Origin of the sequence: Methylocaldum marinum (genome assembly GCF_003584645.1) — a bacterium.
Lineage (GTDB): Bacteria > Pseudomonadota > Gammaproteobacteria > Methylococcales > Methylococcaceae > Methylocaldum > Methylocaldum marinum.
Genome location: NZ_AP017928.1, coordinates 5334269 through 5355236, shown reverse-complemented (window position 1 = coordinate 5355236; position 20968 = coordinate 5334269). Strand labels below are relative to the sequence as shown.

Below are 20968 nucleotides of genomic sequence, written 5' to 3'. Positions count from 1 at the left end.
GCAGGCTTTCGTCGGCAAAGGATTGTCGACCTACGACCGTGCACCCAGTAAGTCTGGAACCCTTTCCCGACGCCACGTCCCGGCTAAAGAATATTGTCGGGTTGTTCGATGAATGGAATTACATATTCACGTAATTCGGCCCGCCCCCGCCTTCGGGCGCCACCCAGTTGATGTTTTGCGCCGGGTCCTTGATGTCGCATACTTTGCAGTGAACGCAGTTCTGCGCGTTGATCTGGAATCGGGCCGGCCCTCCCGGCGCCGCCACGATTTCGTAAACCGCCGCCGGACAATAGCGCTGTGCCGGTTCGTCGTACAGCGGCAGGTTCCGTGAAATCGGGATGGCCGGATCGGTCAGAACCAGATGGCAGGGCTGGTCTTCCTCGTGATTGGTGTTGGAGAGATAGACCGAGGACAGCTTGTCAAAGCTCAGCGCGCCGTCCGGCTTGGGATAATCGATCTTACGGCTGTCCGCGGCCCGTGCCAGCGAGGCGTGATCCGGAACGCGATTGTGCAGGGTAAACGGCAGCTTTCCCCGGAAGATATTCTGATCGATCCAAATGAACGCGCTTCCAGCGAGCGTTCCGAACTTCGCCAGCGCGGGACCGAAGTTCCGGCCCCGAAACAACTCTCCATCGACCCATGACCCGCGGTAGCGCCCGTCCAAATCCGGAATTCCGTCCGTTTCCAGCGCCTCGAACACCGCTTCCGCCGCCAGCATGCCGGTCTTCATGGCGGTATGATTGCCCTTGATCTTCACCGGGTTGAGAAACCCGGCCTCGCAACCCGCCATCACGCCACCCGGAAAAGACAGCTTCGGCACCGACTGCCAGCCGCCCTTGTTCACCGCGCGGGCGCCGTAGCCGATCCGGGTTCCGCCTTCGAGGAACGGGCGCACCACCGGATGGTGCTTCCAACGCTGCATTTCGTTGAACGGATTCAGATAGGGATTCCGGTAATTCAGGGCGACGATGAGACCGAGCGAAACCAGTCCGTCCTCGCCGTGGTATACGAAGCCGCCGCCTTCCGTTTCGTTGTCCAGGGGCCAGCCCAGCGTATGGACCACGTGCCCCGGCCGGTGACGCGACGGATCGATGCGCCAGATTTCCTTGATGCCGATGCCGTAATGCTGCGGATCGATGTCCCGCCGCAATTCGAAGCGCTCCATCAGCCGCTTGCCCAAATGTCCGCGGCAGCCTTCGGCAAAAATCGTGTAGGGCGTGCGCAGCTCCACGCCCGGCTGATAGTTCGGCTTCTTTGAACCGTCCCTGGCAATGCCCATGTCGCCCGTGACGACGCCGGCTACTGCGCCCGCGTCGTCATAAAGCACATCGGCCGCGGCGAACCCGGTGAATATCTCGGCTCCGAGAGCTTCGGCCCGTTCCGCCAGCCATCGGCACAAACGGCCCAGGCTGATCACGTAATTGCCCTCGTTGCGCATCGGTTTCGGTATCAGAAAGCCGGGTGCTTTGATCGAGCGTCTTTCGCCGAGAAGGTAATGCAGTTCATCGAGTTCGACAGGCACGGTGACGGGCGCGCCCTGCTCTTTCCAGTCCGAGAATAGCTCGGTCAGGGCGATCGGCTCGAACACGGCGCCCGAAATGATGTGGGCGCCGACCTCCGCGCCCTTCTCGACGACGCAGACCCGGAGCGATTTTCCGGCCTCATTGGCCAGCTGCATCAGACGACAGGCGGCGGACAGTCCCGCGGGGCCGGCACCGACGATGACAACGTCGAACTTAAGGCTTTCGCGAGTCACGATCCGCCCTTGGGCAGAGCCTCGAGCAAGGTCGGAAGCACCTCGAACAGATCGCCCACCAGACCGATATCGGCCACTTCGAAGATGGGCGCATCGGGGTCCTTGTTGACCGCAACGATGGTCCCCGCGTCCTTGATTCCCGCGAGATGCTGTATCGCTCCGGAAATGCCGAAGGCCAGATAGAGCTCGGGCGCGATGATCTTGCCGGTCTGCCCCACCTGCAAGTCGTTCGGAACGAATCCGGCGTCCACCGCCGCGCGGGACGCGCCGACCGCGGCGCCCAGACGATCCGCCAGGGCATAGATCAAATCGAAGTTTTCCTTAGCTCCTAAACCCCGCCCGCCGGACACCACGACGCGGGCCGATTGAAGATCGGGACGCCCGCCGGCGGACGAACCTTCGACCCGGAGAAAACGCGTGTGGGTCGGGCAGTCGAAATCGAGGCTGATTTTTTCCACGGGCGCCGATCCCGTCTCCGGAACCGCCTTGAATGAAGCCGTACGCACGGTCGCGACGACGATGCCCGGCGGCGTTTCGATCGTTTCCAGGGCATTTCCGGCATAAATCGGCCGCTCGAAGACATTCCGGTCGATCACCCGCATGACGTCGCTCACTTGGGGTACGCCGAGCAGCGCCGCCGCGCGCGGCAAAACGTCCTTGCCGAAGGTGGTCGCCGGCGCCAGCACATGAGTGTAGTCCCTGGCCAGCGCGTAAACTTGCGGCGCCAGAACCGCCGCCACTGGGCTCCGGTTGGCGGCATGTTCGACCAGCAACACCCGGGTCACGCCGTTCAACCGAGCTGCGGCTTGCACGGGCTTGGTCTCCGCCTCGGCGAACACCGCCACATCGACCGCCTCCGGACCGAGAGCCAGCGCGCAGGCCACGGTTCTCGAAGTCGAAGGATTCAATATTTCGCCGTCGTGCTCGGCAATCACCAATACCTTGCTCATGACAACAGCCCTCGCTCGCGCACGGCCGCCACCAGCTCGTCGACCGAAGCCACTTTCCGGCCGGCCTGGCGCTTTGGCGGCGGCGCGACTTTGAGCAGCCTGGCTTCCGGCACGAACTCCACGCCCAAGTCCTCCGGCGTGGCCGTTTCGATCGGAAGACGGCGCGCCTTCATGATGTCCGGCAACTTGGGATAACGGGGAACATTGAGCCGAAGGTCGGCGGAAATCACCGCCGGCAGATCGACCGACAGAAATTCGAGTCCGGCATCCACCTCGCGGGCGACCGTGGCAGACTTGTCATTCAATTCGATTCTGGAAGCAAAGGTCGCCTGGGGCCAGTCGAGCAGCGCCGCCACCATCTGAGGAGTCTGGTTGCAGTCGTCGTCGATGGCCTGCTTGCCCATGAGGATTAGATCGGGATTTTCGCGCCGGGCGAGCCCGGCCAGGGCGCGTGCGACATTGATGGGTTGAGGCGCCGTGTCCAGCGGCATGTGGATCGCCCGATCCGCGCCCAGCGCCAAGGCGCTCCGGAGTTGCTCCTGTACCGCCTGCGGCCCGAGCGCAACCGCCACGATCTCGGTCGCCTTGCCGGCCTCCTTAAGGCGAATCGCCTCTTCCAGGGCGATCTCGTCGAACGGGTTCATGCTCATCTTCACCCCGTCCAGCATGACGCCCGAGCCGTCCGGCTTCACCTGAATGCGCACGTTGTAATCCACCACGCGCTTCACACTCACCAATATCTTCATGCGCCACCTCGGATCATCGGCGGGAGCGTATTCTTCGTCCCTAGGCCATATAATAACTTCATGACTCTAAAAAGCACCCCTTTGACATGACGCCCTTTTCCCAAATCAGCTACATCGACTCGCTCGACCAACTCCGGGACTTTTGCAAGACCGTAAAGTCCTCCCCATGGCTCGCCGTGGACACCGAGTTCTTGCGCGAGAAAACCTACTTTCCGAAATTCTGCCTGCTCCAGATCGCGACCGCCGACAAGGTCGCCTGCATCGATCCGCTCGCGCTCGAATCCTTGGAGCCGGTGGCGGATTTGCTGTTCGATCCCGCCATCACCAAGGTATTTCACGCCGGGCGGCAGGATTTGGAAATCTTTTTTCATCTATGGGGAAAACTGCCGGCGCCGATCTTCGACACCCAGATCGCGGCTCCCCTGATCGGCTTGCCCGAACAAATCAGCTATGCCGGACTGATTTCGGAACTGCTCGGAATAACCTTGGGCAAAGGACATGCGCGCACCGACTGGTCGCTCCGGCCCCTGGCCGATGCGCAATTGCGCTATGCGGCCGACGACGTCATCCATCTCGGAACCGCTTACCTGAAACTGTGCCAGCGACTGGAAGCCTTGGGCCGCCTGGACTGGCCGGAAGGCGATTTCGCCGCCCTGCTCGATCCGAAGCTTTACGAGAATGCGCCCGATCAAGCTTGGCAGCGTATCAGCGGACATTATCAGCTGAATGCGTCCCAGCTCGCCGTATTACAGGCCCTTGCAGCCTGGCGCGAGGACAATGCGCGCCAGCAGGACATTCCACGCAGCTGGCTGGTCAAGGACGAGGTTTTGTTCGATCTCGCACGGCTGCAGCCGACGAATGCCGACAAGTTCAAGCTGATCCGGGGACTGGAGGAACGTACACTCAAGCGTTACGGCAGCCAATTGTGCCGAATCATCGACGAGGCGAAACATCGCCCTCCGCCGGCGGTTTCCCTCAGGCCGCGGCAGACCAAGAAGACGCCCGAACAAGAAGCGCTGCTCGACGTGCTGACCGCCGTGGTGCGCTTGCGGGCCGCGCAGCACACCTTGAATCCGGCGATTCTCGGAGGCCGCAAGGACCTGGAACTATTGATGGAAGAGCCTGAACAATCGAAACTGCTTCAAGGGTGGCGCAAGACGATGGCTGGTACGGAACTGAAAGCCCTCCTTCAGGGCGAACGACAACTCAGAGTGATCAACGGCCGTTTACGGATGGAACCGCATGGATGACGCCCGCTATCCCGAACTGATCTCGGCGCTGCGTAACCCCGCCGCTTACGATCATCCCACGAACGCCATCGAAATCCGGGAGACCCACATCTCCTGGATCTTGCTGACCGGACCATACGCCTACAAGATCAAGAAGCCGGTGGATTTCGGCTTCCTCGACTTCACCACCCTGGACAAGCGCCGCCGGTTTTGCGAAGAGGAACTCCGCCTCAACCGCCGGCTCGCCCCGGACTTGTATCTGGCCGTCGTGCCCATCGTCGGAGATTCCCGAACCCCCCGAATCGGCGGCAGCAGCATCCCCATCGAATTCGCCATCAAGATGCGCCGCTTCGACGAAGCGTCACTGTTCGATCGTCTGTGTCAGAACGATCGCCTGTCCGCCGAACACATGGACAAATTGGCCGAGACGCTGGCCCGATTCCACGCAAGCGTAAATCGCAGCACCGTCGAAGACGCCCACGGACTCCCGGAACACATCTACGACGCCGCCGAACAGAATTTCAACCATATCGAGCCCTTGCAGGACGATCCGGTTGACCTTGCCAAGCTGGAAAGTGTCCGCGCCTGGACGTCCGAGGCGTATTCGCGCTGCCGGGAGACCATGCTCGCCCGAAAAGCCGCCGGCTTCGTTCGCGAATGCCACGGCGACCTCCACCTCGGGAACATCGTGCTCATCGGCGACGAGCCCACGCCGTTCGACTGCATCGAATTCAGCGAAGACTTGCGCTGGATCGATGTCATGAGCGAGCTGGCCTTTTTGGTCATGGACCTCGAAGTCAAAGGCAAGCGGGATTTGGCTTTCCGGCTTCTAAACCGCTACCTGGAAACGACCGGAGACTACCGTGGTCTCTCGCTCTTCCATTATTACCGGGTCTACCGCGCCATGGTTCGAGCCAAGATCGCCCAACTGACCCGCGCCTCTACCGGCGACACCGCGAAGCAGCAGGAGTTATTGGACCTGTACCGGCGCTATCTCGATTACGCATCCGGCCTCATCCGGCCTCAAAAACCGGCATTGCTCATCACCCACGGTTTTTCCGGCAGCGGCAAATCCTACATCGCGGGCCAAATCGCCGAATGCCTCCCGGCCTTACGCCTGCGCTCCGACTTGGAACGAAAACGCCTTGCCGGCTTCGCCGAACACGCCAACACCGGATCGACCCTCGACGCCGGCATCTACACCGCCGACATGACGCGCAGAACCTATAGCTATCTGCTGGATACCGCCGAAGAGATCCTGAAATCCGGCCTCTCCGTCATCGTCGACGCCACGTTCCTAAAACACGAGCAGCGTGAAAGCCAACGAATACTGGCCGAACGGCTCGGCGCATCATTCCTGATCCTCGACTGCCAGGCACCGATAGCTACCTTAAAAAGCCGCATCGAATCCCGCGCCCTGCTCGGCCGCGACCCCTCCGAAGCCGATCTGTCCGTGCTCGACCGTCAGCTCGCGGCGCATGATGAATTCACCGAAGAAGAGCGGCGCAATACACTGATGATCGAGACCAGCGGAGCGGTTTCTGCTGACGAACTTCTCAAGAAGATCGGCCTGAGTACGGACAAGTCGTCCGGTTGAGGTGGTTTTTCGACCGAATGGGACGACCTGATCCAATATAAAAAGGCAAAGCCCGACTCTTTCTAAAGCTGTGCAAGAACGAGAAACCAGATGACGATTTTCTTGGTAGTGAATAACCTGAGAATGATGACGTCTAAAGTAGATCAATGCTTTAGAGGTCTCAGCGATGGTGGTTCAAATTCTTCTGTGTCAGCACTGCGGAAGTGATCGGATCGTTCGAAACGGTCGCGCACCGAACGGGAAACAACGATTCCTGTGCCACACCTGTGGCCGACCATGTCGTCAAAATCCCTCTCCCCGCGGCTATTCCGAGGCCGAGCGCGAACAGATTCTGCGCGCCTATCAGGAGCGCAGCAGCTTACGGGGACTCCAACGGACCTTTGGCGTCGCACCCGCCACGGTCGCCAAGTGGCTCAAAAACAGTCCAAAGGCTGCCGCCGCTGAGCATCACCGTGGCCGAACCGCCGCAGGCCAGCGGAGACCCACCCGTGCTTGAATGCGATGAGGTCCGGCACGATGTTGGCCGGAAGGCCACACCGGTGTGGCTGTGAATCGCCTTCGCCCCGCACTCTCGCCAAATCGTGGCCGACTTTGGGCGACCGCACGGAAGCCACGGCCCGCCAACGGTGGAACCGACTTCCGACCCGCTATCGTGAGGCTCAGGTCTACACCGATAGCTGGGAACCGTATGCCGCTGTGATGCCCGTAAACCAACATCGGCGTTGCCGGAAATCGGCGGGTCGAACGGTTCACGTCGAGCGCTGGAACAATACCTTGCGCTAACGCTTGGCGCTCTATTCCCGAAAAACCCTGGCCTTCTCCAAATCGATCCACATACACGAAGCCCCCATAAGGCCTTTTTTTCACTCCTACAATCTCGATCACATCATTCTCTAGTTACTCACTAAAAATGGACACTGCCCTCCCAGCTACTGACTTGCTCGTCTTTCTCGAAAACCTTTACCAACGCGTTTCCCGCCATATTCCCAACTGTGTCGGGTAAAAACAAAACGTCCGTCAATCCTTGGAGGATCCCGTCCACGACATCACCGCCGAACTTTCCGATGCCCTTCGCCATCTTGAGCGCCTTAACGGCAGGGTGCGCCCGATGATACGTGAGCAGTTCGACATCGGTAGAGTTGGAAAGCCCCTTGGGCTTCGTTTCGGAATAAACAGGCCCTCGCCTTTTCCAGGCGGGGGTACCGAAGGCTATGACGGTGAGCCTGTGGCAGCCGGGACCGAGGAGCGCCAACACCCCGTTGGGTTCAGCTTTGAAGCATTTCTCGATTTTGGGCAAGAGATAAAATCTGTATAGATGCTGGAAAGTGTACGGCGCGTCGTCGGGGCCGTCTTTGTTGACCTTGTACCAGCGCTGCTGGGGAAGGGTATACGCGCTTTTGCAGTTTTGGGGTTTGTAGGAGTAATTATGGGAAAAGAACCCGTCAAAGAGCTCCTTCGCCTCCTCCACACTTTTTGCCTTGACATATCTCATCTTCGTTTCCCCCTCTTTTTTAGAACAATCTTTCGCCCCCTGGAGCGAAGAAAGTATCCACGCAAGCCGCCGGTGACGTCGGACTGACTGAGGGACAGATCTGCGTCAGACTGGCTCCGCCTGACAGGGGTTCTGTAAGTGTAGAGCTCTTGGCCTTACCCGGTAAGGCTGCGGAGACGGCCGCTGTCCGCCAAAAACGTCCAGCCGGCTCACTGGCCCAGAACAGGGTACAAATCACCACCTCCACACGTCTCCAGTTTATCCAGTGAACCATTCCAGGACAACTGCCGCGCTGGACAAAGTGTGGGACAGGGAGAGCGTTCAAGCCCGGCAACTCCCTGAATCGCAGCGCGCCGAAGACGCGGAGGTTCGCGGTCTACCCGACCCGTCCGAAGTGAAGGACAGACGAGCTCGGTCGCACAAGCCCCGGGCGCGGGCGCGACCACTCAATGCCACCGCGCCACCTCGGCCTGGAAAGGGTGAAATGAAAGTGAAAGGGTGAAAGGAGAGGGTGTCAGGCTTTCGTTTTTTGCTTTCGATTTCAATACGCTCCCGCTATTCCGACCCGTGTCGTCCAACAGTCTCATATGGCAAGAGTTTTCCGGACAAAAAAGTCAGGCTGCTATTTGCCACTGTTGTTCGAACTCCAGCGGAGTTCGGCGGCTCAGGGTTGAGGCCATGAAGGGCGGAAGGGCGTACTCGCTTATTCCGCCGCATGGGAATCTCCATTCGGTGAATTACGCTAAAGCTAATACGCCCTACACGTGTTGCTCGAGAAGATCAGCCTGAGTATGGGCAAAAGATCATACCGGTTTGTACCGCGGTGCCGAAGCTTGCACAGGCCGGCGCCGGGCGAGGCGCCCCGCGGTGAGACCCGCCGCGAGGAGGGTCAGGGTCGCGGGTTCCGGCACCGCTTGTTGCGCTGTCACGCTGAACTGGGTGAAAGTCGAGGTAGAAACAAGGCCCCCCCGGAGGTGGGGATGGTGTAAATGAATGAGATAGGAGTCAAATTTGCCGCGTCCCATTCAATCCTGAAATCATTGTTACTGAAAAAGAGCCCACCGACACCGCTCACCAAGCCCCCGATTACCCCATCATTTTCGAAGCCGACAGCGAAGCCGACCTCGGCTAGGGTAAAGTCGTGCCCATCGATGCTCAGATCGATGGAGCTGAGGCTGTTGATGGGCGAGGTGGGGGAGTCGGCGTCCCAGACGATGGTGCCGGTCACGAGACCGGGCTCCGTCGTGAAGTTCATGACAATGGGGATGGCCTCAGCGCGGTCCAGGGGCAGAAGGACGGCCAGGAAAGCCGCGGCGGCCAGGTTCCGGATCAGAGCGTTGCGCCTTCCGGCAGCCGATGCGGACCGCGCCAGGAGAGACGGAACTTGCTGCAATTTTTCTTGGGTCTTGCTCATGACAGTTTCCTTTGTACACGGGATGGCGGGCGGAATTACCCGGATTGCCTTCATGCAAAAACAAAACCAACATCTATTCGTCTGTTTATCAAGGGCTTTTCTGAAGGCCATGACAGCGCGCCCGGTGCGGGGAAGGCAACTGTAAAATTTTTTGACATCGTTTTCGATGGAAAAGCGGCCGGTCGTGCCGCCGGAATCCACCGGGCGAAGCTTCCGAAACCGCGACCCAGCGACTTGTGCGGGTTAGCAGCTAAGGGGTCAGGCTTTTGTGATTGACCTCATATTTCGCTTGTGTGAATTGGCTGTGCTTTTTGAAACAAAAACGCAGTCCGAATTAAATAACAAAAGACCGACCTGGCCATATTAGGCGAAGGTAATCGGCTGTGTGCGAAACCACATAGAGTAGCGCGAGATTTCCCTTGTCTGCTGTCATTAGTTTGGTCGGTTAGGCTACGCCAATAGTGTTTCTATAAATCGGTGCGCTATTTGCTTTGTCCAGTGTGACTTGCTTGCTTTGAAACCATCATCGTGAAGTAAGGTAATTTTCGCATTCCGATCTCTTTACTGGTATCCGATATGAAAAATACCGATTATTCAAGAACGCTAATTACTTCCACACTGTTACTCGCTTCGTCTCTGTTCTGTACTCCATCCCAAGCGGATTTGACGGATATTGGCAATGGGTTGATCTATGATGACGTATCTAACGTAACTTGGGTGTCAAATGGACTGATTTTTTCCAATGACATCAGGAGCACAACGGCCAATCCAACCGGTAGTCCTTACACGGGACCGCTTTTGGGTACGGTTGTTACGCCCGCCTTGGGCAACCCCCACACTATCACCGCTGACGATTTCTTTTATCGTATCGACCTAGATCGGTGGTTTGGAAGTTGGTGGGTTGCCACTACTTGGGCTGATAACTTCAGCTTTCAATATGGCAGTGAAACTATTTCCGACTGGCGATTGCCGACCACCGCCGAGAGCCAGAACCTAATTTCACAGCTTGCCGGTAACTTGGGTGCAATTGAGACATTTGACTGGATACCCCCTATTTTTTGGACGTCGGATCTGACCAGTTCAACAAATGCCAACGCCGCGGGACCAGGACTCGGCGGTATCGTCAACCTCAATCTCATGAACGGTAGCTCTCCTCAGGCAGCCCTTTTAAGGTGTCCGCTATTGATCCCGGAGCAACTTGTACGTGGAGACATGGGGCTGTTTGGGATCATACGGGTTTTTCTGGGGAGGCTTTTTGGGGCCGCGTCCATGTTTTTTGAGGCTGTCCAAGCGGACGTTCCGCGCCACGTCGCGAAGCCAGTGAGCGAACTGGACCGGAGGACAGGTCGCCAGGAATTGCCAGTCGAGGGCCTCGCCCAGTAGGAGCAGTGCGCGGAAAGTCGCGCTGATCTCATGCGCGATGTCATAGGAGGACACGCCCTTAGAGACGGGTTCCGAGTGGGCACTGTCGAGCGCTGCACGCATGACCGAGAAGACGTTGTAAGCGACCAGGGCCAGGCAAAATCCGAACAGAGCCGCTCGCGGATAGGCCAGCGTATTGAGTTCCGAGGCGAAGTGCTGCTCGAGGTGTTGGAACGCGGTTTCCAGGGTCCAGCGCTTCCGGTACAGGCGGGCCACGGTGGCGGCGTCAACCGTGTCTGGCAGGTCGGTGAGCACGTCGAGATGAGTGTCGCCGTCGCGGGTCGGTGCGGGGAGTTCGATGCGGACGCACCGGTAGGTGCGGCCTTCCACTTCGATCCGTTGCTCGAAGAGGCGCTGGCCCTCCTCCCCCCCGACAGCCGGGGCGAAGGGGGTTTGTTCCCCGAAGGGGAGGCTCCCGTGCCGGCGCACCACCACCGCGGCCTGACGTTCCTGGAGGCCCCGCAGGAAGCCGAGGGTGCAGAAGTTGCGGTCGGCGATCCACACCTCTCCGGCCTGGACGGTCGGCAGCACGGCTTCCAGCAACGACCGTTCCTGGGCGTGGCCGTCCTCGCAAGGGACGACCTCGACCAGCAGGCGGCGCTCCGGGTCCAGCACGACCCGGGACTTGCCCGGCAACGCGGCCGCGGCAAGCCCCTGGTGGACGCCCAGCCGCTTCTCGCTGGCTTCCAGGCAATTCCCGTCCAGGATGCGCACGGCATAGCCGGGCAACCCGGGTTCCGGCGGGCAGTCCAGGGCGTCGAGGAGGGCCGACAAATCCCGTGCGGTCTCCCGGACCAGCGCCGCCGAGACGGCGACTTCGATCCCTTTGAGCTTGTCATACAGGGCGACGACCGAGACGTTCAGTTCCTGCTGGCGGTCTTGGTACGCGGCGTGGGTCGAGGGATACACGCGCAGAACGACGGAGAGCAGCAGATCGCAGACCGTGGAGAACAACAAGTCACGGGTGTATTGCTCGCGCGCGTGCGCTTCGAACAAAGCCTCCAGCCGTTCCGCGGCAAAGCAGCGCTCCAATAACCCGCGCAGCAAGCTCGAGAGGGGCATTTTCCGGCAGAGCAGTTCAATCATAACGCGTGGGGTATTTGAGGTTATAGGCGGGGAGAAATTAAATCAGGAATCAGGGCAGACATACTCGCGTTTTTGATTCCACCTTTAAAGGGCTGCTCTCCTCAGGTTAGTAATATCTGGGTAGTAGTGCCGGGCAACGTTGCGGCCGTACCACTCCCTGGCGGCCTCTGGCTATTTGGTTCTGCCATGGCAGGATTGATAAGATTAGGCCGCCGCAAATTTGCCTAATTTGCGGGCGACTTTTAGGATCGGATCGGGGTGATGGGATTGCGCCCATCACCTCTCTCACACTACCGGACATGCGGTCTTCCGAATCCGGCGGTTGGACTCGTCGACCCTCAGGCAGTCGTGAAGTCTGATGGGACGAAAAGCCCCCAGCGCCGCAAGCGTGCCTTGAGTGTGAGGGGGTCATAGCCCGTATAGGGCGGAATAGCGTACTCGCCTATTCCCCCGCATGGGAATCTCCATTCGGCACATTACGCTAACGCTAATGCGCCGTACACGAACTAACCGTCACGTCCCATGTGATTTTGCCGAGAAGGAGTTATCCTCTGTTCGAGGCCCGGAGCATTCTCCGGGAGGTTTTCGGTCAGTCTGGTTGAGGTTCATTACGATGCAGATTCGCCTTCACAAGAAGGCCCGCGGGACGGCAGGAAATTCGAAACCCCAAGTTGAGCGAGCGAGCTTTGGCCAAAAAGCATGGCATCACCGGGCAACCCGCAAGTGGAAACACCGTCACCCAGCACACCACCCTCACGCCGGCCCAGGAAGCCATCGTCGACTATCTACGCCAATCACGGTGAATCGCGCCGTTTTACCTGTTCGTCGCCATCGACCGCGCCATCCGCTGGGGGCTGTCGCCCTCGGGCCCAACCGCACCGCCCGCTCCTTCGTGAAACCAGCCAGCCTGCCCCCTTCCGTATCCAGACGTGCCTGACTGACAACGGCTCAGCATTCACAACCGTTTGCTGACCCGCGCCAAACAGTCCTCGGGCGCTTATAAGTTCGATCAGCTCTGCCAAACAGACCATGGCCCCCCATCCCACTTGCGCCCCACCACCGGAGGACGCGATTACACGGCCGTCTTTTCTGTCATAGATGTCCACCTTCGTATACAGGAACACCATCGTCACCGGTTTCCCTCGGCCGTTCCAGACGCGGTTAAAGGAGCCCTTGCTAGAGAAAAGCCCACATAAGACACAATCCCTAAGTTGAAGGCGAAAATCAGGACCTTGATCCACGAGACCCCGGCCAACAGATCGAAAATCTCTATGGGAATATAGATGGCACCGCTCACCACGGCGAACCATTCCGCCCAGCGCCGGCCTCTCCACAATCCATATGCCTCGATAAACCGCAACCCACTGTAAGTAAATGCGAAACCGGCAAAGAACCAAAGCCTCTTATCCGTAAGTTGCCCAGCCAAATCAATAAAAATTCTCGGATACCAGCTGGCTGGATTGAGGTGAAAATGACCGACAACTTCCTCAGCCAGGTGCTGCACATCGTGATGGATAAGCGAGAGGAGTCCGAATCCTGCCAGCACGATCAGCACACCTTTGCTCAACTCGACCGCCGCGATCACGCGTAAACCTCCCAGCGAGCGTGAAGACCTGACGGCGCTATTTTGCTTGGCAGATAATAGTTGTCCCATGACCACGTGCCTCCTAAAATCCTCGGCCGCCGACTTTTCGAGCAAATGAACTCGGAATCGGGCGGTTGGATTGCGAACATGATCAGACCCTGCATCTTTTGACGCCGGCTGTCATGCGCTGCGTCCCCGATGGCTTAGCTGGACCGTTGGCAATACATTTTTGAGTAGCTTCACTGCGTTTCTTATCCTTTGCATTTTATGAAAGACCCGATCGACAACAATCAAGTCAGCATGAACGCCTTTAAACGCCTGTTGTTCATGGCTCTATTTTTTGCGCTCTTTGGCATCGTACGTTTTATTCTGTGGGCCATCGTGCTGTTCCAATTCATCGCCCATCTCTTTACCGGCCGAGCCACCTACCTCGGCGTTAAACGAAGGGGTCAGGCTTTTGTTGTTTACTTTCGATTCCAACACGCCCCGACTATTCCACCCCGTATCCCCCGACGGTTCGCAATCCCAGGTGCTCGACAAACGGAATGAAGTCCCGATCGGAAAACAGCTGGGCGTGTCCCTTTTCGATGCGGAATGTAGCGATGATGACGTCGGCGGTTTTGCGGGTGGTGATGCCCCGTTTTCTGAGTGCCCGATAATTCTCCACGTTTTTGTGCGCCTGTTCGGTGCCGAGCAAGTCATAAACGGTTAGCGACATCAGCAACCGTTTAGCCGTTCGGAAATGCCATCCTGGCGAAATCCTTGCAAGACCTCGGTTGGATCAAGTCGCCGATCGCCAGCGGTTCCACGCCGAGCAGTTCGTCGAGTATGGCGGTTTGGGGCGTGTCGATGCCGTTGAAATAATCGATCCAGACGCTGGAATCGACCACGATCACCCGTCGGTTCTCATAGCGTCAAGGTCGCCTTCCCATTTGAGCTTTCCTTTGAACGCTTTGATCTGTTCCTGTTTTTCAAGCGGACGAGTGTCTTGAATCCAAGCTCTACCACCTCCCGTTTGGTTTTAAAGGCCGGTGGATTTCAGAGCTTCGTTCATTAGCTCGTCATCGACGACGATATTGGTTCGCATGCCTGATTCCGATGTGTGTCAAATATGGTCATTTTACACATTTCAAAGCTGCCCAATTCGGCAGGCAAGCCAAAGATGTGGGATAGGCATCTATCGCGGTCAGTCTTCACATTCCAACATTTAAAGAACCGTTCTCGTCGGGATCACCGTCTAGACCATTTTCATACCTGCTGTACGGGCACTCGCGAGTAGATACTGTTATCCGGGTCAAGTGCCATGGAGTGCTGGATCGAAGGGTTTTCCGGACTTGAGGACGCCGAAAGCGACCTGGAGGAGCTTGCGCATCATGGCACCGATGATGAGCTTGGCGGGCTTGCCCGAGAGCGCGAGCCGGTTCTTGAAGGGCTGGCCCCAAGCGGTCTTATACAGGATCACCATGGCTGGCATGTAGAGGGCTTTGCGCAAGAAGGCATGGCCGACCTTGGACAGCCGCGGCTTGGTTTTCACGCTCGTTCCGGACTCCTGCCGGCGCGGGTCGAGCCCGGCGAAGGCGACGGCTTGTCGGCTATTGGCGAAGCGGCTGGGCTCGGCATAGAAGGCGAGCAGAATGGCGATGGTGCGTTCCCCGATACCGGGGATGCTCTCGAGTAATTCGCGCTTCCCCTTCAGATCGGGGTTAGAGTCGATGTGCTCATTGATGGTTTTGATCAGGCTCTTGATCTGCTGATCGAGCCAATTCAGGTGTTCTTGAATGTTGGTGCGCACCGCGTCCCGGGCGACCTCCAGGCGGTTACTTTCCTGGGTCCGCAGGGCTTGCAACGCATCCAGACGCAACACGAGCGCGCGCAAGGCGATTTCGGCTTCGCTTCTCGCCTGCCAGGGAGGCGGATGGCGCTCGGCGCAAAATTCGGCGATGAGGCGCGCATCGACGGCATCGGTTTTGGTCCGGGTTAAGCGGGAAGCGGCATAGGCTTTGATTTGGGCAGGGTTGATGACGCTGACAGTGAACCCTTGGGTAGCCAAGCACTGGGCGACGTCTTCCCAATACACCCCAGTGGCTTCCATACACACGTGAACATTCCGTGCCTCTGGGCCGGTGAGCCAAGTGACGAGGGTGGCGAACCCGTCTTGGGAGTTGGCGATGACTTTGGTTCGGAACTTCCCGTTGGGGAGGCGTAACGCGCAGTCCAGTTTGGCTTTGGCGACATCAATTCCGAGATAAAACGTGGGCATCATGAACCTCAAATGATCTACCTTGTGAATGCGGGCTGCCGGCAAGCCGGGCCGAAGATACTGTTCGATCGCTCGATGAGGGTGAGCGACTGCTGCATCGATCTACGCAACGGGCTTGGTGTCCCAAGGGCGGGAACGGCATCCAGTCGCTCAAACCTGGAGCGCCCTCCAGGCCTGTGGTGACCGGTCGGGAGTCTTCTCCAACCCCTTCCGAACCACACGGAATTCATAATACAAGGTCGGGAATCCTTTCCAATCGCAAACGGTCGCTTTAGTCGCGACCCTTCCAATCGCAAACGGCCGTCCTGGGAGCGCCAGGACGCCCCTTCCAATCGCAAACGGCCGTCCTGGGATGACCGTTTGCGATTGGAGCGCCGAAGCCGCCCTTCCCGACAGTGCACAGTTGGGCCAACGTTTTCGTCGGCAAAGGATTGCCGACCTACAAACGCTGAGCCCGTTGAAATCACCGTCTATCGCCTGCCAAGGCCATCCTTGATATCTATCCCGAGAGAGAAGGCACTCGGCGCGTCAGCCGTATAGTCGGGCGTGATCGGCACGATGGTGATGTACCCTCGCTCATACCACGTGGTGTCGGCGCCGGGGAACTCGGGCGTCTCGTCGGGGACAATCTTCGTGATCCCGCCCCGGAGCGTGGTTCCGGCCGGTACATCGGCGCAGGGCTCATGACAGCCGATGTTGATGGTGACCGTATCGGCGGCATAGCTCACCACCAGATCGTCCGCAAAGGTCACCGTGCGGCCTTGACGCGTGACGCGGACGCCGGCGGGCTCGGGTAGCGGCGGGTAGTTGATGTTGAGACCTATCCCCTGCGGCAGCAGGCCCTTTTCGCCGTCCAGGGAGCCGGCCTTACGTTCGAGGCGGGTTATGACGCCAACGAGAAAGTCCGCCACCCGCGCGAAATGAGCCTCGTTCGCTGTCTTGCAATCCGGTGTGGACTCGCCGCACAACGGATCGGTGCTGATCGCGATGGCGGGGACAGCGCCGTTGAACATGGGGGATAGCGCGGCAATGGCGGCACCGACCGTACCCGAAAACTGGGTGGCGGCGCCGATATTGGCGCCCACGTTGATGCCGGACACCAGCAAGTCGGGCAACCGGCCGGTGCTTTGCCGGGCGATGTCCATGGCAACGAGCGCGCTAGTCGCGGGTTCGGCGCCTTCCGTCCCGTCGCCGATCGCAACGGAATACTCGAGCGCGCCCTCGTCGTCGCGTCGCTTGGTAATCCGGAGGTCAGTCAGGTTGATCGCCGCACTGCTGCCGCTTTGCTCATTGAGCGGGCCGGCGAGGACCACGGTGTGGCCGGCGGCCGCCAGCGCCCGCTTGGCGGCTTGGATCCCGATAGCATCCCAGCCGTCGTCGTCGCTGAGGGCGATCGTGAGTGCCCGGACGCCGGGCGAGGATACGAGCAACAAGGCGGCGAATGCCGCGGCGACGATGCCTCGGTGCTTGAGGAAGCTCTGATCAAGTGGATTCCGTTCGTGGCTCGACAAGCCTGTCCTGAGCCTGTCGAAGGACTTAATCAGAGCTTCCTTGAGGTCGTTGGGACGCATGGTTTACCTCCGTGTATGGGCATCTTGCAGCCACAAGCGTCCACGGGGCCTTTCTGCGTTTCCGCGGGCGCTCGCAGCGGCACACTTCCTCAGCGGCTCGACGGCCGCGCCTTGCCATCGAAGATGATGACCAATGGCGTCAGCGTCTGCCTGGAATCGGCGCCGCGGGCCGTACCCGGAACAACGTAGTTCCGCTCGATGAACGCGACTGTCTCGCCTTTCGGAATCATCTCCTCCGTGATTTCAAAGCAGTGGGAGAGCCCCGAGCAGTCGCGCGCGAAGTACTGGACGTAAAACCGATCGGTGTTGTCGACCGTTCCAGAAAACGCCGACGCGGTCCCCGCGAGATCTTCGTCAAAGATGTTTCCGATGCCCTGGAGAACTGACGAGCGATTGAGTGCGATGGCCGAGTACGTCGCGTTGCGGGTGGCCGTTTTGAGAGTCCCCACGACGGCCAACACCTGGCCCGAATCGATGCTCGAACGAGGACTGAGCCGCCAGTCTTCGTCCTGGTTATCGCCGAGGCAGTTCATCGGCCGTTCCAGGCAGTGTTGCCCGACGAGATCCACGGTCAGTTCCAGGGCCTGGAACGGCTGTTCGGGAGCGGAAGGCTGTCCCTAGTGCTGCTTGACCGCCTCGATCAGGGCCGCGAAGTCACTTTGGAGCCCCAGCTCGGAGCGGGCGGTCCGCTCATCGTAATCAGGCTTGGGATAGGGTTCGGTCGGACGCGCCGTGTTCGTGTCCCTCACCCGGAGCACGGCCAAGGGAAGCTGACGACGCCACTCATCACCCGCCTCCTCGTCCTCCGGACGCGTATAGCGAATCGTGATTCACAGGTCGTCCGCCTCGGGCCCGAGCCCTGCCCGGAAAATCTCCGTCGACACGGGGGTAGTAAACACCTGATTGCGCGCGGGGACGCCCGCCCGCAGGAGCGCCTCGATCACTTCCCGCTCCATCACCGCGTCCGGCGTGACGATGAAGAAGCGCTGCTGGTTGAAGGCCGCTCCGGACTGCCGCTCGATGACGACGTTATTGATGCTGTTACCGAAGGCCGCGGACATCACCGAGCGGGACGGGTTCGACGAAGGGGCGAAGAGCAACTCCCCCAGGAAGAGGTCCGTGACCGATAGGAAGACCAGATCGGCGGGGTCGACAAGCCCTTCGCGCGTGAAAACGTAGGTGTGCATCCCGAAGTATTTCGCGGGCGGCGGAAGCTGCGCCAGCACGACCAGCGCCTCCCGCTCGTCGAGGCGGTATGTCCACCAGGTGTCGTCCGGCGTCGGCCCCAGCAGATCCCTCGTGCTCTGATCCACGAACTCGTCCGGCCAGAGCGGAACGGCGGGAACGACGTACGGTGACACCGGATTGTTCCCGAGGCAGTTTCCAATCACGGCGATCGTGAACTGGCAATCCTCGATCGTGAACAGGTCCCAAAAGCCGCGTGTGACCTCGTAGCCTTTCGCCTCGAGGTCGGCTTGAAGATTCTGGACCTTCCGCTCCAGCGACTCGGGAAGCTGATTGCCGTTGCTCGGACCGTTGTTCCAGCCGTTCGCCGCGGACGCAAATCCGATCATCACCGCGAGGGTGAAGTAAAGCATGTGGGTTCTCATAGAGGTCCTCCTGACCAACCATCGTGTCCTTACGGAAGCTCTGATGACTGTATGTAAAGAAAGTAAAGTCCTATTCGAATCACCCTCACTTCAGACCTCTCCCTCCGGGAGACGTCTGATTCAGCGCTTCCTTAACGGCTCGACGGCCGTTTCGCCCCGTCGAGTTGGATGAGCGTCGGGTTTACGAGCTTCTTGGGCTCAGGACCCCGGGTCGCCCCCGGTACGACGTAGTTCCGCTGAACGATCTTGACGGCATCGCCTCGGGGAACCATCTCCTCGGTGATTTCGCGGCAATTCGGAAGGTTCCCGCATTCGCGCGCGAAGTAGTAGACATAGAGCTTGTCGGTGTTGCCGACCGTCTCCGAAAAGGCGGACGCGCTACCCTTGAGATCCGGGTCCGAGATGTTCGTGACGCCCACCAGAGCCGGAATCCGGTTGGGCGCCAGACTCGTGTACGTGGCGTTGCCGGTGGCGGTGCCCAGGGTGCCGACGACGGCGAGAACTTCACCCGAGTCGATGCTCTCCGTGGGGCTGATCTGGTAATCGGCATCCTGGGTGTCACCGAGACAGTTCATGGGCCGTTCGAGGCAGTGCTGGCCGATGAGGTCCACCGTGAGCATCAGACTTTCGAATGCCCTGTCCTTGGCGGCGGGCTGCCCCCAGAGCTGCTTGACCGCCTCGACCAGATTCTCTACATCGCCTTTGAGTCCCAGCTCGGAGCGGGCGATCCGCTCATCATAGGCAGGTTTGGGATAGGGCTCGGTCGGGCGCGCCGTGTTCGTATCCCTCACCCGGAGCACGGCCAGGGGAAGCTGCCGGCGCCACTCATCGCCGGCCGTCTCATCTTGTGGCAGCGAATAGCGCATCAGGGTCATCAGGTCGTCCTCCCCGGAACCGAGCCCAAGCCGGGCGAGATCCGTCGACACGGGTTCGATGAACACATGGTTGCGATTCGGGACGCCCGCCCGCAGGAGCGCCTCGGTAAGCGCACGCTCCATCACCGCATCCGGCGTGATGATGAAAAAACGCTGCTGATTGAAGGCTGCTCCGGACTGCCGCTCGGTGACGACGTTGTTGTTGCTGTTGCCGATGCTCGAGAACACCAGCACACGGGACGGGTTCGGCGACATCATGAACAGGATGTTCTGCATGAAAGGATCATCGGTTACGGATTGGTAGACCTCATCCGTGGTGTCGATCTCGCCTTCTCGCGAGAAAATGTAGGTCTGCATCCCGAAATACCTTCCGGGCGGTGGGAGCTGCGCCAACACGACCAGCGCCTCGCGCTCGTCGAGGCGGTATGTCCACCAGGTGTCGTCCGGCGTCGGGCCGAGCAGGTCCCTCACGTTCTGGTCCACGAACTCGTCCGGCCAGAGCGGAACGGAAGGGATGAGATAAGGCGCCGCCGGGTTATTCCCGAGGCAGTTCCCGATAGTCTCGATCGCGAACTTGCAGTCCTCGATCCTGAACAGGTTCCAGGCTCCCCGCGCGACCTCGTAGCCTTTCGACTCGAGGTCGGTCCGGAGATTCCGGACCTTCCGCTCCAGTGACTCGGGGAGCTGATTATCGTTGCTCGAACCGTTGTTCCAGCCGTTCGCGGCGGATGCAAATCCGATCATCGCCGCGAGCACGAAGCAAAGTGTATGGGTTCTCATAGGTCCTCCTGACCGAGGATCGTGTCCTGAATAAAGGGAATGCGGCGAAGTGCCCCGTGTTCCTGAAGTGGATCAGAGCAGAAGCGCCTTGCATCAAAGAATTTTCATGTCGCCACAACCTGGTAGATTGCAAGGCCCGGATTTTGTTCCTCTGTCCTACAGGGGCAAAACTTATACCTCCACCACAAGTGAAACAATGGCGTACGCAAAAGCCCCTCGAACCGAGAAGGCTTGACAGTTTGAGCGGTGTTGATCGTCGCATGGCATAGCGCAGCCGATACTCATTATCTGTCCCTCGCATCCAACGCATCAGTTTTAAAGTGGATGCGCTGTGCGATATTTCACTTCGTAGTTTGTTGACTCGCCATACAATCATAGGGGAATGCCCCAATGGCCTGCTGAACAGAGTATCGACAAGAACATAACGGCGGCCGAAGATCGTCAGTCGGATGTGTTTTTATTTTCACATGGTTAACCCCCAAAACGGCAGAGCGTTACCGCGCGGGATGTACCGTTAACAAACCTGGTTGACGCCATAACTTTGTTCCCGGCCGGCAAGAAAGATATATAAAAACGTACAACTACCATAGGAGAT

Annotated in this window: 22 protein-coding genes; 5 read left to right on the top strand and 17 right to left on the bottom strand. The window is 59.2% G+C overall.

From position 1 onward, the window contains the following. Positions 1-118 precede the first annotated feature (118 nt). The 3 genes from sS8_RS23885 to sS8_RS23875 are packed head-to-tail and all read right to left on the bottom strand — an operon-like array spanning position 119 to position 3452. Positions 119-1756, bottom strand: coding sequence for an electron transfer flavoprotein-ubiquinone oxidoreductase (locus sS8_RS23885; protein WP_119631967.1), 1638 nt, complete (start codon positions 1754-1756; stop codon positions 119-121). Further along, positions 1753-2706: an electron transfer flavoprotein subunit alpha/FixB family protein gene (locus sS8_RS23880; RefSeq protein ID WP_119631966.1), complete on the bottom strand. Its 954-nt coding sequence runs from the start codon at positions 2704-2706 to the stop codon at positions 1753-1755. The genes sS8_RS23885 and sS8_RS23880 overlap by 4 nt, the downstream gene beginning before the upstream one ends. Further along, positions 2703-3452 carry an electron transfer flavoprotein subunit beta/FixA family protein gene (locus sS8_RS23875; RefSeq protein WP_119631965.1) on the bottom strand — a complete coding sequence of 250 codons (750 nt, stop codon included), beginning with the start codon at positions 3450-3452 and terminating at the stop codon, positions 2703-2705. Before sS8_RS23875 ends, sS8_RS23880 begins: the two co-directional genes overlap by 4 nt. 86 nt (positions 3453-3538) lie before the next feature. On the opposite strand from sS8_RS23875, the gene rnd reads away from it, so the two are divergent. From rnd to sS8_RS30095, 3 genes are all read left to right on the top strand, one after another. Then, positions 3539-4702, top strand: a complete 1164-nt coding sequence (rnd, locus tag sS8_RS23870) for a ribonuclease D (RefSeq protein WP_119631964.1) — start codon at positions 3539-3541, stop codon at positions 4700-4702. Then, positions 4695-6278: a bifunctional aminoglycoside phosphotransferase/ATP-binding protein gene (locus sS8_RS23865; RefSeq protein ID WP_119631963.1), complete on the top strand. Its 1584-nt coding sequence runs from the start codon at positions 4695-4697 to the stop codon at positions 6276-6278. Before rnd ends, sS8_RS23865 begins: the two co-directional genes overlap by 8 nt. Before the next feature lie 166 nt (positions 6279-6444). Continuing rightward, a complete protein-coding gene (locus sS8_RS30095; RefSeq protein WP_119631962.1) occupies positions 6445-6774 on the top strand; it encodes an IS1 family transposase in 330 nt (109 codons plus the stop codon). A 408-nt stretch (positions 6775-7182) separates the two neighbouring features. On the opposite strand, the gene sS8_RS23850 is transcribed toward sS8_RS30095, so the two are convergent. The 3 genes from sS8_RS23850 to sS8_RS28355 all read right to left on the bottom strand — a co-directional run bounded on the left by sS8_RS23850 (position 7183) and on the right by sS8_RS28355 (position 9184). Then, complete coding sequence (locus sS8_RS23850) at positions 7183-7770, bottom strand: hypothetical protein (RefSeq protein WP_119631960.1); 588 nt, start codon at positions 7768-7770, stop codon at positions 7183-7185. 803 nt (positions 7771-8573) lie between these two features. Then, entirely contained in the window at positions 8574-8795 is a 222-nt protein-coding gene (locus sS8_RS30090; RefSeq protein ID WP_119631959.1) for a PEP-CTERM sorting domain-containing protein, read from the bottom strand. After that, complete coding sequence (locus sS8_RS28355) at positions 8696-9184, bottom strand: hypothetical protein (protein ID WP_170161234.1); 489 nt, start codon at positions 9182-9184, stop codon at positions 8696-8698. The genes sS8_RS30090 and sS8_RS28355 overlap by 100 nt, the downstream gene beginning before the upstream one ends. Here sS8_RS28355 and sS8_RS30085 point away from each other — a divergent pair. Then, positions 9155-9460, top strand: coding sequence for a hypothetical protein (locus sS8_RS30085; protein WP_145986665.1), 306 nt, complete (start codon positions 9155-9157; stop codon positions 9458-9460). The genes sS8_RS28355 and sS8_RS30085 overlap by 30 nt on opposite strands. 903 nt (positions 9461-10363) lie before the next feature. On the opposite strand, the gene sS8_RS23835 is transcribed toward sS8_RS30085, so the two are convergent. Both sS8_RS23835 and sS8_RS23825 read right to left on the bottom strand, forming a co-directional pair. Continuing rightward, positions 10364-11692 carry a transposase gene (locus tag sS8_RS23835; RefSeq protein ID WP_119631957.1) on the bottom strand — a complete coding sequence of 443 codons (1329 nt, stop codon included), beginning with the start codon at positions 11690-11692 and terminating at the stop codon, positions 10364-10366. A 1129-nt stretch (positions 11693-12821) separates the two neighbouring features. Further along, positions 12822-13346, bottom strand: a complete 525-nt coding sequence (locus tag sS8_RS23825) for a DUF2127 domain-containing protein (protein WP_119632982.1) — start codon at positions 13344-13346, stop codon at positions 12822-12824. Between the two features lie 198 nt (positions 13347-13544). On the opposite strand from sS8_RS23825, the gene sS8_RS30080 reads away from it, so the two are divergent. Next, the gene (locus sS8_RS30080) at positions 13545-13826 is read left to right on the top strand and encodes a DUF4389 domain-containing protein (protein WP_119631955.1); all 282 of its coding nucleotides are present in this window, start codon (positions 13545-13547) and stop codon (positions 13824-13826) included. Here the strand turns inward: sS8_RS30080 and sS8_RS29390 are convergent. From sS8_RS29390 to sS8_RS23785, 9 genes are all read right to left on the bottom strand, one after another. Continuing rightward, entirely contained in the window at positions 13768-13995 is a 228-nt protein-coding gene (locus sS8_RS29390) for a PIN domain-containing protein (protein WP_119631954.1), read from the bottom strand. The two genes, sS8_RS30080 and sS8_RS29390, sit on opposite strands and share 59 nt — an antisense overlap. A 10-nt stretch (positions 13996-14005) precedes the next feature. After that, complete coding sequence (locus sS8_RS29385) at positions 14006-14173, bottom strand: PIN domain-containing protein (RefSeq protein ID WP_170160882.1); 168 nt, start codon at positions 14171-14173, stop codon at positions 14006-14008. 125 nt (positions 14174-14298) lie between these two features. Beyond that, positions 14299-14364 (bottom strand): type II toxin-antitoxin system VapB family antitoxin, encoded by a 66-nt coding sequence (locus sS8_RS29380; protein ID WP_232020680.1) that lies wholly within the window; start codon positions 14362-14364, stop codon positions 14299-14301. Positions 14365-14571: 207 nt separating this feature from the next. Then, positions 14572-15537 carry an IS110 family RNA-guided transposase gene (locus sS8_RS23805; RefSeq protein WP_084161956.1) on the bottom strand — a complete coding sequence of 322 codons (966 nt, stop codon included), beginning with the start codon at positions 15535-15537 and terminating at the stop codon, positions 14572-14574. A gap of 470 nt (positions 15538-16007) precedes the next feature. Next, positions 16008-17108, bottom strand: a complete 1101-nt coding sequence (gene surE, locus sS8_RS23800; RefSeq protein WP_119631953.1) for a 5'/3'-nucleotidase SurE — start codon at positions 17106-17108, stop codon at positions 16008-16010. An 89-nt stretch (positions 17109-17197) separates the two neighbouring features. Continuing rightward, positions 17198-17677 (bottom strand): hypothetical protein, encoded by a 480-nt coding sequence (locus sS8_RS23795; protein ID WP_119631952.1) that lies wholly within the window; start codon positions 17675-17677, stop codon positions 17198-17200. Positions 17678-17725: 48 nt separating this feature from the next. Beyond that, positions 17726-17857 carry a hypothetical protein gene (locus sS8_RS29665; protein ID WP_269461478.1) on the bottom strand — a complete coding sequence of 44 codons (132 nt, stop codon included), beginning with the start codon at positions 17855-17857 and terminating at the stop codon, positions 17726-17728. 81 nt (positions 17858-17938) lie between these two features. Beyond that, positions 17939-18706 (bottom strand): hypothetical protein, encoded by a 768-nt coding sequence (locus sS8_RS23790; protein ID WP_145986664.1) that lies wholly within the window; start codon positions 18704-18706, stop codon positions 17939-17941. Between the two features lie 143 nt (positions 18707-18849). Further along, positions 18850-20373 carry a hypothetical protein gene (locus tag sS8_RS23785; protein WP_145986663.1) on the bottom strand — a complete coding sequence of 508 codons (1524 nt, stop codon included), beginning with the start codon at positions 20371-20373 and terminating at the stop codon, positions 18850-18852. Positions 20374-20968: the final 595 nt, after the last annotated feature.

Bases quoted from the DNA above. Each gene is read 5' to 3' on its own strand.
- sS8_RS23880 (WP_119631966.1), bottom strand. From the start codon at position 2,706: ATGAGCAAGGTATTGGTGATTGCCGAGCACGACGGCGAAATATTGAAT.
- sS8_RS23875 (WP_119631965.1), bottom strand. From the start codon at position 3,452: ATGAAGATATTGGTGAGTGTGAAGCGCGTGGTGGATTACAACGTGCGC.
- rnd (WP_119631964.1), top strand. From the start codon at position 3,539: ATGACGCCCTTTTCCCAAATCAGCTACATCGACTCGCTCGACCAACTC.
- sS8_RS23865 (WP_119631963.1), top strand. From the start codon at position 4,695: ATGGATGACGCCCGCTATCCCGAACTGATCTCGGCGCTGCGTAACCCC.
- sS8_RS30095 (WP_119631962.1), top strand. From the start codon at position 6,445: ATGGTGGTTCAAATTCTTCTGTGTCAGCACTGCGGAAGTGATCGGATC.
- sS8_RS23850 (WP_119631960.1), bottom strand. From the start codon at position 7,770: ATGAGATATGTCAAGGCAAAAAGTGTGGAGGAGGCGAAGGAGCTCTTT.
- sS8_RS30090 (WP_119631959.1), bottom strand. From the start codon at position 8,795: ATGGGACGCGGCAAATTTGACTCCTATCTCATTCATTTACACCATCCC.
- sS8_RS28355 (WP_170161234.1), bottom strand. From the start codon at position 9,184: ATGAGCAAGACCCAAGAAAAATTGCAGCAAGTTCCGTCTCTCCTGGCG.
- sS8_RS23835 (WP_119631957.1), bottom strand. From the start codon at position 11,692: ATGATTGAACTGCTCTGCCGGAAAATGCCCCTCTCGAGCTTGCTGCGC.
- sS8_RS23825 (WP_119632982.1), bottom strand. From the start codon at position 13,346: ATGGGACAACTATTATCTGCCAAGCAAAATAGCGCCGTCAGGTCTTCA.
- sS8_RS30080 (WP_119631955.1), top strand. From the start codon at position 13,545: ATGAAAGACCCGATCGACAACAATCAAGTCAGCATGAACGCCTTTAAA.
- sS8_RS29390 (WP_119631954.1), bottom strand. From the start codon at position 13,995: ATGTCGCTAACCGTTTATGACTTGCTCGGCACCGAACAGGCGCACAAA.
- sS8_RS23805 (WP_084161956.1), bottom strand. From the start codon at position 15,537: ATGCCCACGTTTTATCTCGGAATTGATGTCGCCAAAGCCAAACTGGAC.
- surE (WP_119631953.1), bottom strand. From the start codon at position 17,108: ATGCGTCCCAACGACCTCAAGGAAGCTCTGATTAAGTCCTTCGACAGG.
- sS8_RS23790 (WP_145986664.1), bottom strand. From the start codon at position 18,706: ATGCTTTACTTCACCCTCGCGGTGATGATCGGATTTGCGTCCGCGGCG.
- sS8_RS23785 (WP_145986663.1), bottom strand. From the start codon at position 20,373: ATGAGAACCCATACACTTTGCTTCGTGCTCGCGGCGATGATCGGATTT.